Below are 15,213 nucleotides of genomic sequence, written 5' to 3'. Positions count from 1 at the left end.
GCGTCGTCCGTCGCTTAATGCGCCTCGTCCCAGCTCTTGCCGGTCCCGATATCCACATCCAGCGGCACGGATAGTTTCACCGCCGGTTCGGCTGCGCCGGACATGACAGTGCGGATGACTTCACTGGCGGCTTCCACATCACCCTCGGGCACCTCGAACACCAGTTCATCGTGCACCTGCATCAGCATTTTGACATCGCCGAGTCCGGCCTCTTCCAGCGCCGGGCCCATGCGCGCCATAGCGCGTTTGATAATGTCAGCACTGGTGCCCTGGATCGGCGCATTGATCGCGGCGCGTTCGCTGCCCTGCCGCTCGGCCTGATTGGACGACTTGATCCGCTCGAACCATGTTTTGCGGCCAAATAATGTTTCCGTATAGCCAGTCTCGCGCACCGACTGCAGCGTCGTAGAGATATATTGATTGATGCCGGGGAAGCGCTCGAAATAGGTATCTATCATCGCCTGTGCTTCATCCGCATCGACTTCCAGCCGCTTGGCCAGCCCCCAGCGGGAGATGCCATAGAGGATCGCGAAATTGATCGTCTTCGCGCGCGCCCGCGCATCGCGGTCTTCACTGCCGAACAGCTCCCTCGCCGTACGGTTGTGAATGTCCTCGCCGTTCGCAAATGCCTCTTTCAGCGTTTCCACATCGGCGATATGCGCCGCCAGCCGCAGTTCGATCTGGCTATAATCGGCAGCTAGAATAACGTTGCCGGGCGCGGCGACAAAAGCCTGTCTTATCTGCCGCCCGATCTCCGTCCGGATCGGAATATTCTGCAGATTGGGCTCGGTCGAGGACAGCCGCCCGGTCTGCGCACCGCTCAGCGAATAGGACGTGTGAACCCGTCCGGTCTTCTCGTTGATCTGTTCCTGCAGCGCATCGGTATAGGTTGATTTCAGCTTCGAAAGCTGCCGCCAGTCGACAACCATCTGGGCAATCGGCTCGCCATCACCCGCCAATCGTTCAAGCACCGTGACATCGGTCGAATATTGGCCAGACTTGCCTTTCTTGCCACCCTTCAGCCCAAGCTTGCCGAACAGGATTTCGCCCAATTGCTTGGGGCTGCCGATCGAAAAATTCTCTCCGGCCAGTTCGTGGATCTGCTGCTCTAGCTTCTCCATTTCCTCGGCAAAAGTGGCCGACAGCCGCGACAGCTCCTCGCGGTCGACCAGCACGCCGGTCTCTTCCATTTTCGCAATCACCGGCACCAGCGGCCGGTCCACCATCTGATAAACTCGCGTCACCCGTTCCGGGGCCATCCGCAAGCGCAGAATCTCCCACAGCCTTAGTGTCACATCGGCATCTTCCGCGCCATATTCGGTGGCCTTGTCGAGCGGTACCTCGGCGAACCCGATCGCTTTCTTCCCGGTACCGGTCAGGGATTTGAAGCTGATACATTCATGCCCGAGATGCAGCTTGCTGAGCTCATCCATCCCGTGGCCGTGCAGACCCGCATCGAGGTTGAAGCTCATCACCAGCGTGTCATCAAACGGCGCGATCTGGATATCATGCTGGGCCAGGACACCCATGTCATATTTGAGATTCTGCCCTACCTTGAGCACCGCATCATCCTCAAGCAGCGGTTTCAGTTTCGCCAGCGCTTCGTCGAAGTCGATCTGGTCGGGGGTCTCGCCAAACATGTCGCCGCTACCATGGCCAAGCGGGATATAGCAGGCCTGATTGGGTCCCGTGGCAAGGCAGACACCAACGATCCGGGCGGTGACGCTTTCGAGGCTGTCGGTTTCCAGATCGACCGCGCAAACGCCCTGTTCGGTAGCACGCGCAATCCACTGGTCGAGTGCGTCGACCGTCTGCACACATTCATATTGCGACCGGTCGATCGCCGGGGCCTCGGGCATTTTGGCTGTGGCCTCGGCGGGGGCGCTTTCTACAACATCGGGATTTTGCGGCTCGACATGACCGTCGCCGCCCAATTTCCTGAGCAGACTGTTAAACCCGTGATAGGAGAGAAACTCGCGCAGCGGCGCATCGGGAATATCCTGGATCAGAAAGCTGTCCAGCGTGTCGGGCAACGGACAATCGTCCCGCAAGGTCACCAGCACTCGCGACAGCCTTGCTTGCTCGGCAAATTCGATCAGATTTTCGCGCATTTTGGATTTCTTCATCTCCGGCGCGGCATCCAATACGCTTTCGATATCGCCATATTCGTTGATCAGTTTTGCCGCCGTTTTCGGGCCAATGCCAGGGACGCCCGGGATATTGTCGGAACTGTCACCCATCAGGCCAAGAACATCGCCCAATTTTTCCGGTCCGACGCCAAATTTTTCCTCGACCGTCATCTGGTTCATGCGCGCGTTTTTCATCGTATCAAGCATATCGACGCGGCTGTCGGCGCTCGGCTCGATCAGCTGCATCAGATCCTTGTCGGACGAGACGATAGTGACTTTCCAGCCTGCTTCCAGCGCCGCCTTGGTATAGGACGCAATCATGTCGTCGGCCTCGACATTCTCTTCCTCGATCAAGGGGAGCGAGAAGGCGCGCGTCGCATCACGGATCATCGGGAATTGCGGCTTCAGATCCTCGGGCGCTTCCGGCCGGTTCGCCTTATACTGGTCGTAAAGATCGTTGCGGAAACTGGTTCCCGCCTTGTCGAGCACGACCGCCATATGCGTAGGGCCGTCGGCCTGGTTCAGTTCATCGGCGAGCTTCCACAACATTGTCGTGTAACCATAGACCGCCCCGACCGGCTCTCCGCGGACATTGGTCAATGGTGGCAAACGGTGATAGGCGCGAAAAATATACGCTGAGCCGTCAACGAGATAGAGGTGATTAGGCTTGCTGTCTGAACTGTCCGTCATGGTAGCGAGCTCTAGCAGCGCCAGACGGCCCCGTCATTTCAAATTCTGCGTCACATGAAATTTGAATAGAGCGGTGCTCGCTCTGAATCCCGCTCCTTTTCGTTGAGGGGCTGCGGCTTGCCCTGCATGCCCGGCTCAAACAAAACCACCTGATTGCGCCCCTTGCGTTTGGCAGCGAACAGCGCCGTATCGGCGTTCCCCAGAAGCGTCCCCCGCTCCTGATGCGCGGCGACAGCGGTCAAACCTATGCTGACAGTGATCACATGGCGCATCTTTTCAACCGGTTCAAAAATGGTTTTTTCGATCTCATGACGAATGATCTCACCAATAATACGGCCTTCCGGCACGCTGGTGGCTGGCAGGAACAAACCAAATTCCTCACCGCCAATACGCCCCACCAGATCGTTCTCGCGCAGCGTCTTCCGGAACACCTTGCCGAGAAGCGACAGCGCCTTGTCGCCAACCGGATGTCCGAAATTATCATTGATATGCTTGAAATGATCAACATCCACGATCATCAATACATGGGGACACCCCTCCAGATGCTCGGCTGTACGCAATTTGTCGAGCTGGGTAAAAAAACTGTCCCGGCTCAGCAACCCGGTCATTCCATCGTAATTGGCCCTCAATTCGAGCGCCTTGTTGGCTATGCGCAAACGGGCCTGCGTTTCCTGCAATCGATTGGTTATGCAAAAAAGCTTGAACCGCTGTTTTGACATGTGCAGTCCCAAAGGGATAGTGATAGCCCACGGGATCAGAAACGACATATTGATCGCGGCCCAAAAGCGGTCGTCTACGCCGAAAAATATGAAATAGACGGTCCCTGTAAACGTAACCGACAACAATGCCGCGATCGCCGAGATGATCGCCGTTTGTCGCACGGGCGACAAGCTGGACAATGTTGTTTTCATGGAATCGCCAATTAGCAGGAATATCTTGAACGGCTATGCAGAGTCATGGTTAACATCCTGATAAGGAATGCCGCTGAAATTGTTCGGAAATGGGACTGTCGGTTGTATCCTGGACCAGCAATGGCGCAGGTTTGCCAAAATCAGGCCTTTTGACTTGCCGCTGGGCCAGCGCTAGACAAGCTGCACGGGCAATCATATCCCGCATAATCGTCCTGTTTCCGATCTGGAGATTGCCGAATGACCATACCGATTATTGCGGCCGTTGCCGGAGCGCTGCTTGCCATCCTGCAAGCAATTTTGATGATCCTGGTCGGTGCGCACCGCCTCCGCAACCGGATTAGTCTGGGCACCGGCGACGATCCGGTGCTGGAGCGCAAAATCCGCAGGCATGGCAATCTGGCCGAAAATGCCGCGCTGTTCATCGTCATATTGGCGTTGGCAGAAATGACCGTGGTACCGAATGATGTCGTTGCGATCATTGCGGTGATCTTTGTGGTCGGTCGTGTGCTTCATGCCATTGCGCTGTCGCCCTTCGCCGGCACCGATGACTCCGGTGGCGGCAAGTTTTTTGCGGTTCTCCGGGCGATTGGCGCGTTCAGCACATTCGGCTGTTTCATCGCGCTCGGCCTCTATCTGCTATTCGGCATATTTTAGAGACTCAGAGCGCGATCGCCGGCAACAGTGGTGACAGGCGAATGGTGACCGAACTTAATTCGTGCGCTGAGGGCCGCGCCCATCCCGCCACCATTCCTGCACCCAACCATAAGGGCTGGCGACCGGCCTGCCGCGTGCATCACGCGCCGGCTCAAAACGGAACCGCGTCTCGATCAGGCGGCAGGTGGTCGCATCCAGCTCAGAATGACCGCTGGATTGTTTGATCTCACAACCGCGCGCGCGCCCGTCCGCGCCGACCGTGAAGCGGGCGATGACATTGCCTCGGGCTTCGGCTTTCCAAACCGAACGGGGAATGTCCCTGCGGGTCATCGCGCCGGACAGATGGCGCGGACCGGACACTATCCCGCCGCTGCCATTGCCATCGCCGCTACCACCGCTTCCTGACCCTTCGCCTTCTCCGCCACTACCGGCACCGGGCCCGGGCCGATCCGATGCGCCCGCATTGTCATCGTCTCCGATTCCGGCAACTGGCGCCGCGACCACCGGCGTCACGATATCCAGCTTCACTTCCGGGGGAGGCAGCACAATCTGGCTGGCCTTGGCCTGCAGATTTTCCGGAGAAGCCGCGCCTTCTTCAGACTCTGCAGGCTTCTTGTCAGGCTGCGCCTCTGCCGGTTTTGCTGGCGTGAGATCGATCACATTGAGGCCTGCGTCGACACTCTTGCTAATCTCGAGGCCCATGCCGCTGATCAGCGCATAACCAAGGGCAGCATGAATCGCGATGACCGCTGCCAGCGACTGGGCGCGGTCCTGCTTGCGGCTGTCCAGGCTATAACTCATTCGCTAGGTTTAGCATTTTCCTGATGAATATTCTCTGGCTGGCATCCAATCAATCAGATTGCCTGCCGCAATATAGGATGGTAAACGGACGCTTGTCCGTGACTAGCGAGATCAAGATGGAAATCCATCGGGGAGCGGGCAATTTTTCACGCCGATCGCCTGGGCATTTCTCTAAACTGGGAGTAGCCCGATGACCGATAGTCCAACGCCCTTTCATATAGTTTTCCTGCTGTTCGGCGGCATTACCCAACTGGATTTCACAGGTCCGGCGCAGGTACTGTCCCGCATTCCCGGCGCCATGGTTCATACCGCGGCCAAGGCGGTACAGCCGATAGAGACCGATAGCGGTTTTGCCATACTGCCCTCGACCAATTTCCCGGACTGTCCGCAAGCTGATCTGCTCTGTGTCCCCGGCGGTTTTGGCATCAGGGACGTGATTCAGGATGAAGCATCGCTGCAATTTTTGCGCGATCAGGCGGCTGGCGCTCAATATGTGACCTCCGTCTGCACGGGTTCGCTGGCCCTCGGTGCCGCTGGCTTGCTGGACGGTAAACGCGCAACCACCCATTGGGCCTATACCGGCTTGCTTGAAACATTCGGAGCAGCGCATGAAAAAGCGCGAGTGGTTCAGGATGGCAATCTGGTCACCGCCGGCGGCGTAACGTCGGGAATCGACTTCGCCTTGACCGTCGTTGCGGAAATCGCCGGACAACAGCTCGCCGAGTCGATCCAGCTTAGCCTGGAATATGACCCCCACCCGCCCTTCAACAGCGGCCACCCCGACGTCGCCGATCCTGCCGTGTTGAAGCTGCTGCAGGAGCGCGTATATGCTCGTCAGGCGTCGGAACTGGCGCACATTATTGATAGGCTATAGCCTGGGAATTTTGTTTTGCGCCTTACGGTTATCGCGTAAGCGCACAGCCTAATGAGCAGCCCTGACCCCATTGAACGCCAAGCACCCGCCCGGATCAGCGAGCTCAGGCTGTTCCTCTTCGCTCTGTCATCAGCGGCGGTGGTCGCCAATGGCTATTATATCCATCCCCTGATCACGCCGGTGGCCGAAGAGTTCGGGGTCAGCGGCGCGACGGTCGGGCTTGCTCCGGCGCTCAACCAGATAGCGCTGGCGCTCGGCATATTGTTTCTGCTGCCGCTCGGCGACCGCATCAACAACCGCAAGCTGGTGACGATATTCGTTATCGGTCAGTTTCTGGCGATGCTGGCGATGGCGCTGTCGGCCAGTTTTATGTTGTTTGCCGCGGCCTCTTCGCTGCTCGGCTTTTTCACCATCGCGCCCTATTTGCTGCCCGCCTATGTGACCCAGCGCGTCGCGCCCGAACGCATTGGTCATGTCACCGGTATAATGACCGCCGGCGTCACGCTGGGGATATTGGGCAGCCGGGTCGGCGGCGGCTTGCTCGGTCACTATTTCGGCTGGCGCTCTGCCTATTGGGTCGGCGTTGCATCGATGGCGCTGCTGATCATCCTGCTGCCCCTGATCATGGAGCGCAAACGGGATGAGAAGCCGTCCGGCACGGAACCGCCGCGTTATGCAGAGCTGCTCCGTTCGCTGTGGCCAATCATGAAATCTCTGCCGGAAGTGCCGCTCGGCGGATTGATCCAGGCGCTTTCCTTCGGCCTTTTTCTGGCACTGTGGCTGGCGATAGGGCTGCATTTGCCGCGCAATGGCTATGGTGTCGATACGGTTGGCTATCTCGCGATCATTGCCATCATCAATGTTCTGGGCTCGCCTTATGCCGGCCGGCTCGCGGACCGGATCGGGCCGGAGCGCGCGCGCATCTATTTCTGCCTCGCACAGCTGGCGGGCGTCGGCCTGCTGCCCTTTGCCAGCGACAATCTCTGGCTGCTGATCATAGCCATCATTTGCAACAGCATTGGCGGCGCATCGGTCGATATTTGCAGCCGGACGATCCTGTTTAGGCGTGCGCCGGAAATCCGGACCCGCCTGATGACCATCTATATCGTGATTATGTTCATCGGCGGCGGCATATCGAGCTGGCTTGGAGCCGCAACCTATGAATATGCCGGATGGCACGGCATTTCGATAATGGCTATCAGCTATGCAGCGACGATCATGTCCCTGTCGCTCTGGGGTCTGCGCTTCCGCCAGACCGGGTCCTAGATTTTCACCAGCACCTTGCCGATATTGCCGCCGGTGAAAAGCTTCTCATAAGCGGTCAGCACATTTTCGATCCCGTCCGTCACGTCAAACGGCGTGTCGATCAGGCCCTGGTCCAGCCAAGTCTTGAGTTCCGCCGTCAGCCGCTCACCCTGATCCGCAAAATCCGGCGAGAAAAAGCCCTCGATGCGCAGCCGCTTCATCAATATCTGGTCGAACTGGTCCGGACCCCTCCCCCGGCCGTCACCTTCATACTGGGCGAGCAAACCGCAGAGCGCGATCCGGCCATAGAGCGCCATATTGGGCAGCACCGCGTCGAGAATCGGCCCGCCGACATTGTCGAAATAGGCATTGATCCCGCCCTCGACCTTGGCGAGTTCAGCAGCGATATCATCCTTCTTGTAATCGATCCCCTTGGTGATCCCCAGTTCCTCTTCCAGCCAACGGCATTTCTCCGGCCCGCCAGCCAAGCCATAGACATTGGCACCCAATATCTTCGCGATCTGACAGGCCAGCACACCGGTCGATCCGGCCGCCGCAGACACAAGGACATTGTCGCCAGCCTTAACTTCCGCAGTTTCCTTGATACCCCACAGCGCGGTCCAGCCATTGAACCCGAGCACGCCAAAATGCTGCTTGATATCGGCGATGCCATCCTCGACCTTGACCAGCCCGGCCAGCTGCGGCTGCATCACACTATGCTCCGCCCATTGCCCGAAGCCGCGGACCAGATCGCCCTCGGCAAAGCCATCATGACGCGAGGCGGCAACATGGCCGAGCACCAGCCCGACCATCTTCGTGCCCAGCTCCAGCGGCGGCTGATAGCTGTCCTCGCGCTCGGTCATCCACATCCGGGTACCGGCATCCATCGACAGATAGGCCGCCTTGATCAGCACCTCGCCGTCCGCGAGTTCGGGCATCGGCTCACTCTCAAGCGACAGCGCGCCCGATACGTCGCTACCCTCGGGTCGGCTGTTCAGACGCCAATATTGGTTCATGCTCATAGTCGTGCCCCAGAAAATGCGGGGGCCCATCTCCCGCTCGTTCGTTCCAAAACAGGTTCAGGAGATGGGCTCCTGCCTGTGCAAGAGCACAAGTATCGCGCCCAAATTAGAGCAAATCACCCTGTTCGATACTGTCTTTATTGGCGGGAAGGCTGAACAGCATCCCGTCCTCCCCAAGCACAACCGGTCCGTCATAGGCGGCATCGACGCCCTTCAGATAATAGCTTTCGAGATAGGCGAACGGCAATGCCGGCACGATGTGCGACAGGACCAGCATCTTCGCCCTGCCTGCACGCGCGGTCTCGGCCGCCTCTACCGGTGTCGTATGATAGTTCTCGATATCCGCCATTATTTTCGCCATGCGCTTCCGACCGGCTTTCCCGAACGCCTTCTCCATGACACCCACCATCTCTGCATTCAGCGCTTCATGCATCAGCAGGTCGCAGCCACTGCAGGCCTTCGCTGTCGATGGCAATTTGACCGTGTCGCCACTGAACACGACCGAGCGGCCCTTATAGTCGAAGCGATAGCCCACGGCCGGCGCAATCGGCTTGTGGTCCACCGCAAAGGCGGTGATCCTGATCCCGTCCTTGTCATAGACGACCATCTCCGTCTGCCCTTCCGGAAAAGCAAATGGGCGGGCCTCTCCGCCCGCACCCGTCGGGAGGATGGTCGCTTCCCCATGGTGCGCGATCCGATATTGCGCATCGGCGGCATAAGCGGCGTTCAGGCCCTCAACGATCGCAGTCACACCCTCCGGCGCAATCACTGGCAGCGGCGCATCCCGGCCCCCACCGGCCCAGCGCTGCATCATCAGCTCGCCCATGCCGTCAATATGGTCGCTGTGAAAATGGGTCAGCAGCAGCGCTTCTATGGCACCGGGATTGAGGCCCATCTGCCCGAGATTGCGGACCGCGCCGCCACCCACATCGACCATGAACATCTTGCCGTCGATGACCACCGCCGAACAGGGTCCTGCACGACTGGGATCAGGGAGTGGCGAGCCGGAGCCGCACAGCACCACATTGATCCCGTCCGGCAAATCACCAATCACATCGCGGGACACGGCCGTGTCCACCGCTCTGGCAAACATCCGTTCACCGATTTGCTGCTGAAACAGCACCGCTGCTCCCGCAATCAACAGAATCAGCAGCAGCAATCCCAAACCCAGCTTCTTCATCGACGATCCCCCGTTTCGCTCAGCATTCAACCAGATTGACGGCCAAACCCCCTTGCGATGTTTCCTTGTAGCGGTCGCTCATGTCGAGACCCGTCTTCCGCATCGTCTCAATGACCTCATCGAGACTGACCCGGTGGGTCCCATCGCCGAGGATCGAGAGCCTTGCGGCTTCAATCGCCTTGACCGCACCCACCGCGTTGCGTTCAATACACGGCACCTGGACCAGTCCCCCGACCGGATCGCAGGTCAGACCCAGATTATGCTCCATGCCGATCTCGGCTGCATTTTCGACTTGCGAGGGCGTGCCACCCCAGGCGGCCGTCAAGCCGGCGGCAGCCATCGAACAGGCGACCCCGACCTCGCCCTGACAACCGACCTCGGCGCCGGAGATGGAGGCATTCTCCTTGAACAGCGACCCGATCGCCGCCGCTGTCAGCAAAAAGGTCTCGACCCCGGCTGCATCGGCCTTTGGCGCAAAGCGCTCATAGAAGCGCAGCACCGATGGCACGATGCCGGCGGCACCGTTGGTCGGCGCAGTGACCACCTTGCCGCCAGCGGCATTTTCCTCATTCACCGCCAGCGCCCACAGATTGACCCAGTCCAATATGGTCAGCGGGTCGGACAGCGCCCGTTCCTGTCGCTCCATCAGGCGCGCATGGATTAGCGGAGCCCGGCGTTTGACCCGCAGGCCGCCCGGCAACAGGCCGCCACTCTGGACCCCGCGATCGATACAGGCCGACATCGCATCGGCAATCGCCCTGATCCCGGTGCTGATCTCCTCGGCACGGCGTGCGGAGCGCTCATTCTCGCGCATGATCTCTGCAATGCTGGTGCCCTGTTCTGTCGCAATACGCAAAAGGTCGGCACCCGACCCGAACGGATGCGGCACATCCCACAGCCCGGCTTCCGGATTGTTGCTGCCGATTTGGTCCTCGTCCAGAATTGCACCACCGCCCACCGAATAATAGACCCGCGTTTCGATCAGCCTGTCACCGGCAAAGGCATTGAACCGCATCGCATTGCTGTGAAAATCGAGGCGCTTCTTCTGGTCGAAGACAAGGTCGCGATCTTCAACGAACGGGATCTTGTGGCTGCCGTTCAGGCGAATTTCGGAAAGGGAGCGGATTTGCTCGACCAGGGCATCAGCCGCATCGGGTTCAATCTGGTCCGGTCTCTGGCCTGCCAGACCCAATAATATCGCGCGGTCGGTGGCGTGCCCCTTGCCCGTCAGCGCCAGCGAGCCAAACAGCAAGGTCTCCAGTCGCGTCACATCATCCAGTTTTCCGGACTGATCCAACCGCTCGACAAACGTTGCCGCTGCCAGCATCGGACCCATGGTATGGGAACTCGACGGCCCTACGCCGATCTTGAACAGATCAAATGTGCTGGCGACCATGTGGCGCTATCCTCCCGGGACCTGCTTTATTCCGGCAGCGGTGGACAAGCCAGAACTATCGCCCCCAACGGAAAGATTGCGAACCCTTGCTGAGGTCGATATTATCGGCGCATCACATAATATGCCAGCGCCGCCGCGCCCAAGCCGCCGACGATATTGGCCGCGAGCTCGGCGCCATATATGGCATTGGAGCCAAACATGCTGCTTGCCAACCAGGCCACGGGGACCATGACCAGAAACACCCTGGCCGCAGATTGCCCCAGCGCCACCGGAGCCCGGTCAATCGCGTTAAAGGCACCATTGACGACCACCAGCACTCCATAGCCCGCAAAGCCCCAAGCCGCGATCAGCAAATATCGGCTCAGCGCGTCCAGCACCTCGGGATCTTCGCTGAAAAATGCGCCAAACCAGTCGCGGGCAGCCACCAGCAGCGTGGCAATCAGCAATCCGTAGACGAGGCTGAAAGCGATAGAATAGGAGAGCGCCTGGCGGGCACGCCCTTTTCGATCCGCACCCCAATTCTGTCCGACAATCGCACCAATTGAACTGGACAGGCCCAGCATCGGAACCACCGCAAAACTTTGCAAACGACCGGCGGCACCAAAACCGGCGACCTCGTCCTGACCATATTTCGCGAGAAAGGCGGTCAGTATCGACAGGCCGATCGGATTGATGGCATTGGACATCGCCGCTGGTCCCCCCACCTTCACCAGCGACCATATTCCGCTACCCCAGCGAGCGGACGTCAGGCAGGCCGGGTTGATCTTGATATCGCTCGACTGGACAAAGACAATCGCCAGCCCTGTACCCACCGCCCATCCCGCAATGGTCGCATAGGCCGCCCCGGCAATACCAAACCCTTCGAACGATCCGATCCCGGTGATCAGGATCGGGTCGAGGATCCAGTTGGCACCAGCAAAGGCCAGCAGAATGGAAGAAGCCCGCTTGGCGGCGCCTTGCCCGCGCAACACGCCATTGCCGCCCATGTTGGTCAGCAGCAGGGGAAAGCCGAGCGCATAGGGCGTCATATAGGCATCGATCAGCGGCAGCAGATCGGCATCGGCCTGCATCAGCTCAAACAGCGGCCCCTTCAGCAAATACAGCGTCAGGGCGACGAACAGCCCGAAACCCGCAGCCAGCGCCATGCCAAGATTGCCAAGCTGTTGCGCCCGACCAGGATCATCCGACCCCAGCGCACGCGATACCACCGAACTGATGCCGGCGATAACACCGACGCCGAGCGAAGAGAGCGCGATGGTAATCGGGAAAATGAAGCTGACTGCCGCAAGCTGCTTCGAGCCGAGTTGGCCGATAAAATAGGCATCGATAATGCCAATCGACATAATCGCGGCAATCCCGAACAGCATGGGAGCGGTTTGGGAAACCAGATGGCCGCTAATGGATCCGGTGGTAAGCTTGGCGGGTTCCGACATGACGGCCTAATCCACGAGACATAGAAGCATGGCTATCTGCCCCTTGGAACAGGGAGCGGTGGCAACCAGAAGCGCTGTCCTTAAGCCTCCTTGGTCGCCGCAATCCACTGATCGACGCGCTGTTCCAATATGCCCAGCGGCAACGCACCGCCGCCCAGAACAACATCGTGGAACGCGCGGATATCAAATTTGTCGCCCAGCTCTTCCTTGGCCCGAGCCCGCAGTTCGAGGATTTTGATCATGCCGATCTTGTAGCTGGTCGCCTGGCCCGGATTGACCAGATAACGACGCACTTCTGACCGCACCGCCGCTTCCGGAATGGATGAGTTTTCCAGGAAATAGGCCACCGCCTGCTCCTCAGTCCAACCCTTGCTGTGCAATCCGGTATCCACGACCAGCCTGATCGCCCGCCAGATCTCGCTGGTGAGCCGCCCGAATTCGGAATAGGGGTCCTGATAGCCACCCATTTCCTTGGCCAGCGTCTCGGCATAGAGGCCCCAGCCTTCGCTATAGGCCGTATAGCCGGCCTGCGTGCGGAAGGTCGGGAGGCCGGTCAATTCCTGGGCGATGGAAATCTGCATATGATGGCCCGGCAGACCTTCATGATAGGCGATCACTTCCAGCGTCGGGATCGGCATCGCCCGCATATCGGACAGATGGGCATAATAGATTCCCGGACGCGAGCCATCTGGCGTGCCGCTGCGATAATGCTGGGCAGCGCCATCACGCTCGCGGAAGGCTTCGACCCTGCGCACTTCCAGATCGGCCTTCGGCAGGATACCGAAATAATCCGGCAACTTCTTTTTCAGCGCTTCAATATGATTCTTGGCCGCCGCGATATATTGATCGGCTCCGGCATCATCGTTGGAGAAGTAGAAACGGTCGTCCTCGCGGATATATTTGAAGAAGGCTTGCAAATCACCGTCAAATCCGACCTCGTCCTTGACCGCTTCCATGTCGGCGCGCAACCGCGCCACTTCCGCCAGCCCGAGATTGTGAATCTCGTCGGCGGTCAGTTCCGTTGTGGTCTGATTGGCGAGACGATAATTGTAAAAAGCCTCCCCGTCGGCCAGCGCGCCAACCCCTTTCGCAGCGGGGTCGGTATTGGGAAGGTCAGCCTCATACCAGGCAATAATCCGCTCATAGGCAGGCGCAAAGTCAGAGATCAGCGCTGCTTTCGCCTGTTCCCGCAACACCGCGGCGCGCGATTCATCAATCTCGCCGCTTTCGACCAGCCCTTGCAACTTGGCTTCAGTCGCGGTCCAGATCGCCGACGGCTCGCCATCATCAAACGGCGCACCGCTGACAATCTTGGTCGACTGGTCAATCACCCCTTCATAGGCAAATCGCGGCGGACGCGTGCCAGCCGCTGCATTGGCTTGTGCCCGAACGAGCAGCTGATCAAGGGCGGTGGCAACGCCGGAAAGGCGCTGGATATAGGCCAGCATGTCGGCCTCGTTGGCAACCTTGTGGGTGTTGATCAGAAACGTCGGGAAAAAGGATTGCAAGCCATTATGCTGGTGCAGCACATAACGGTTGGTCCGATACGGCAGACCCGCTTCCGCCTGCTTCAGATTATACGACCAGATATCATAAGAGGCCTGCGCCTCGGGCGAGAGCTTGTCATAGTCAAAGCGGCTCTGCATTTCCGCAACCGTCTTCCGCAACCAGGCCAGTTCCCGGTCCGCACCGGCTTCGCTGAAGTCGTCGATCAGACCATAGTCGGTCTTGCGCCCGATGAAGGTCTGCTCGATCGGACTGAACGCAAGCTCTTCCTCATATTTCTCGTCGAACCATTTGTTGATCCGGTCGGTTTCCGTTTCGGCTGCCTGCGCTTCGCTCGCCGGCTGAGCCGCCATCAAGGTCCCCGGCATTGTGAGAGTGAGCCCAAGCAAGGCGGTCGAAAAGAGCAAAGCTTTTTTGGTCATGCGAAATCTTCCCCGGAGAATTTGAATCTTGTGCCCTGCATGACACAACCGGCCTGTTTTGCAAGCATGCCAAACATCGCATTAAAAAAAGGGCCGGAAGTTTCCTTCCAGCCCTTCTTGATATTGTGTCAGCTTGCGCCGGACGTTTGGGTTTAGAAACCCATGCCGCCCATGCCGCCCATGCCGCCCATGTCTGGCATGCCGCCGCCGCCGCCAGCCTTGTCGTCTGATGGCAGTTCCGCCACAGCCGCTTCGGTGGTGATCAGCAGACCGGCAACCGAGGATGCGTCCTGCAGAGCTGCACGAACAACCTTGGTTGGATCGATAACGCCAGCTTTGACAAGGTCTTCATAAACATCGGTCGATGCGTTGAAGCCGAATTCCTTGCTCTTCTGGTCGAGCATCTTGCCGGAAACAACCGCGCCGTCAAAGCCCGCATTTTCAGCGATCTGGCGAACCGGAGCCTGCAACGCACGACGAACGATGTCGATGCCGCGGGTCTGGTCGTCGTTGACGCCTTCGAGGCCCTTGAGCGCTGCCGTAGCATAGAGAAGCGCAGCACCGCCGCCTGGGACAATGCCTTCTTCAACAGCCGCACGGGTTGCGTGCAGTGCGTCATCGACACGGTCTTTCTTCTCTTTCACTTCGACTTCGGACGCGCCGCCGACCTTGATCACGGCAACACCGCCAGCGAGTTTCGCCAGACGTTCCTGCAGCTTTTCCTTGTCATAGTCGGACGTCGTATGTTCGATCTGGTTACGGATCGCTTCAACACGCGCCTTGATGTCGCTCTTCTTGCCAGCGCCGTCGACGATCGTGGTGTTATCCTTGTCGATCGTGACATTCTTGGCTTCACCGAGCATGTTCAGCGTAACGCTTTCCAGCTTGATGCCGAGATCTTCGGAGATCATTTCGCCCTTGGTCAGGATCGCGATATCTTCGAGCATCGC

At 58.9% G+C, this 15,213-nt stretch carries 12 protein-coding genes and 1 riboswitch; of the genes, 3 read left to right on the top strand and 9 right to left on the bottom strand.

Annotated elements, in window-relative coordinates:
* Positions 1-14 precede the first annotated feature (14 nt).
* Both polA and ACN0WW_RS14560 read right to left on the bottom strand, forming a co-directional pair.
* Complete coding sequence (gene polA, locus ACN0WW_RS14565; protein ID WP_417613597.1) at positions 15-2,819, bottom strand: DNA polymerase I; 2,805 nt, start codon at positions 2,817-2,819, stop codon at positions 15-17.
* Between the two features lie 50 nt (positions 2,820-2,869).
* Entirely contained in the window at positions 2,870-3,730 is an 861-nt protein-coding gene (locus ACN0WW_RS14560) for a GGDEF domain-containing protein (protein WP_417613596.1), read from the bottom strand.
* A gap of 237 nt (positions 3,731-3,967) precedes the next feature.
* Between ACN0WW_RS14560 and ACN0WW_RS14555 the strand changes: the two genes are divergently transcribed.
* Positions 3,968-4,384 (top strand): MAPEG family protein, encoded by a 417-nt coding sequence (locus tag ACN0WW_RS14555; protein WP_417613595.1) that lies wholly within the window; start codon positions 3,968-3,970, stop codon positions 4,382-4,384.
* A 54-nt stretch (positions 4,385-4,438) separates the two neighbouring features.
* On the opposite strand, the gene ACN0WW_RS14550 is transcribed toward ACN0WW_RS14555, so the two are convergent.
* Positions 4,439-5,185 (bottom strand): energy transducer TonB, encoded by a 747-nt coding sequence (locus tag ACN0WW_RS14550; RefSeq protein WP_417613594.1) that lies wholly within the window; start codon positions 5,183-5,185, stop codon positions 4,439-4,441.
* An 88-nt stretch (positions 5,186-5,273) separates the two neighbouring features.
* A riboswitch (ZMP/ZTP riboswitch) is annotated at positions 5,274-5,357 on the top strand.
* 18 nt (positions 5,358-5,375) lie between these two features.
* On the opposite strand from ACN0WW_RS14550, the gene ACN0WW_RS14545 reads away from it, so the two are divergent.
* Both ACN0WW_RS14545 and ACN0WW_RS14540 read left to right on the top strand, forming a co-directional pair.
* Complete coding sequence (locus ACN0WW_RS14545) at positions 5,376-6,059, top strand: DJ-1/PfpI family protein (RefSeq protein ID WP_417613593.1); 684 nt, start codon at positions 5,376-5,378, stop codon at positions 6,057-6,059.
* Positions 6,060-6,110: 51 nt separating this feature from the next.
* Positions 6,111-7,325 carry an MFS transporter gene (locus ACN0WW_RS14540; RefSeq protein WP_417613592.1) on the top strand — a complete coding sequence of 405 codons (1,215 nt, stop codon included), beginning with the start codon at positions 6,111-6,113 and terminating at the stop codon, positions 7,323-7,325.
* On the opposite strand, the gene ACN0WW_RS14535 is transcribed toward ACN0WW_RS14540, so the two are convergent.
* The 6 genes from ACN0WW_RS14535 to groEL all read right to left on the bottom strand — a co-directional run.
* Positions 7,322-8,326: an NADP-dependent oxidoreductase gene (locus ACN0WW_RS14535; protein ID WP_417613591.1), complete on the bottom strand. Its 1,005-nt coding sequence runs from the start codon at positions 8,324-8,326 to the stop codon at positions 7,322-7,324. The genes ACN0WW_RS14540 and ACN0WW_RS14535 overlap by 4 nt on opposite strands.
* 106 nt (positions 8,327-8,432) lie before the next feature.
* Complete coding sequence (locus tag ACN0WW_RS14530; protein ID WP_417613590.1) at positions 8,433-9,506, bottom strand: MBL fold metallo-hydrolase; 1,074 nt, start codon at positions 9,504-9,506, stop codon at positions 8,433-8,435.
* Between the two features lie 19 nt (positions 9,507-9,525).
* Entirely contained in the window at positions 9,526-10,902 is a 1,377-nt protein-coding gene (locus ACN0WW_RS14525; RefSeq protein ID WP_417613589.1) for an L-serine ammonia-lyase, read from the bottom strand.
* A gap of 101 nt (positions 10,903-11,003) precedes the next feature.
* Complete coding sequence (locus tag ACN0WW_RS14520; RefSeq protein WP_417613588.1) at positions 11,004-12,335, bottom strand: MATE family efflux transporter; 1,332 nt, start codon at positions 12,333-12,335, stop codon at positions 11,004-11,006.
* Positions 12,336-12,415: 80 nt separating this feature from the next.
* Positions 12,416-14,263, bottom strand: coding sequence for a DUF885 domain-containing protein (locus ACN0WW_RS14515; protein WP_417613587.1), 1,848 nt, complete (start codon positions 14,261-14,263; stop codon positions 12,416-12,418).
* A 152-nt stretch (positions 14,264-14,415) separates the two neighbouring features.
* The coding region (gene groEL / locus ACN0WW_RS14510) for a chaperonin GroEL (RefSeq protein WP_417613586.1) at positions 14,416-15,213 on the bottom strand (798 nt) is incomplete at its 5' end.

Origin of the sequence: Parasphingorhabdus sp. (assembly GCF_048269865.1) — a bacterium.
Taxonomy (GTDB): domain Bacteria; phylum Pseudomonadota; class Alphaproteobacteria; order Sphingomonadales; family Sphingomonadaceae; genus Parasphingorhabdus.
This window is presented reverse-complemented; position numbering and strand designations above follow the sequence as displayed.

What these genes read in the sequence shown, in the direction of transcription:
- ACN0WW_RS14530 (WP_417613590.1), bottom strand. Translation starts at nt 9,506, where the DNA reads ATGAAGAAGCTGGGTTTGGGATTGCTGCTGCTGATTCTGTTGATTGCG.
- ACN0WW_RS14555 (WP_417613595.1), top strand. Translation starts at nt 3,968, where the DNA reads ATGACCATACCGATTATTGCGGCCGTTGCCGGAGCGCTGCTTGCCATC.
- ACN0WW_RS14550 (WP_417613594.1), bottom strand. Translation starts at nt 5,185, where the DNA reads ATGAGTTATAGCCTGGACAGCCGCAAGCAGGACCGCGCCCAGTCGCTG.
- ACN0WW_RS14535 (WP_417613591.1), bottom strand. Translation starts at nt 8,326, where the DNA reads ATGAGCATGAACCAATATTGGCGTCTGAACAGCCGACCCGAGGGTAGC.
- ACN0WW_RS14560 (WP_417613596.1), bottom strand. Translation starts at nt 3,730, where the DNA reads ATGAAAACAACATTGTCCAGCTTGTCGCCCGTGCGACAAACGGCGATC.
- ACN0WW_RS14515 (WP_417613587.1), bottom strand. Translation starts at nt 14,263, where the DNA reads ATGACCAAAAAAGCTTTGCTCTTTTCGACCGCCTTGCTTGGGCTCACT.
- ACN0WW_RS14545 (WP_417613593.1), top strand. Translation starts at nt 5,376, where the DNA reads ATGACCGATAGTCCAACGCCCTTTCATATAGTTTTCCTGCTGTTCGGC.
- ACN0WW_RS14540 (WP_417613592.1), top strand. Translation starts at nt 6,111, where the DNA reads ATGAGCAGCCCTGACCCCATTGAACGCCAAGCACCCGCCCGGATCAGC.
- ACN0WW_RS14520 (WP_417613588.1), bottom strand. Translation starts at nt 12,335, where the DNA reads ATGTCGGAACCCGCCAAGCTTACCACCGGATCCATTAGCGGCCATCTG.
- polA (WP_417613597.1), bottom strand. Translation starts at nt 2,819, where the DNA reads ATGACGGACAGTTCAGACAGCAAGCCTAATCACCTCTATCTCGTTGAC.
- ACN0WW_RS14525 (WP_417613589.1), bottom strand. Translation starts at nt 10,902, where the DNA reads ATGGTCGCCAGCACATTTGATCTGTTCAAGATCGGCGTAGGGCCGTCG.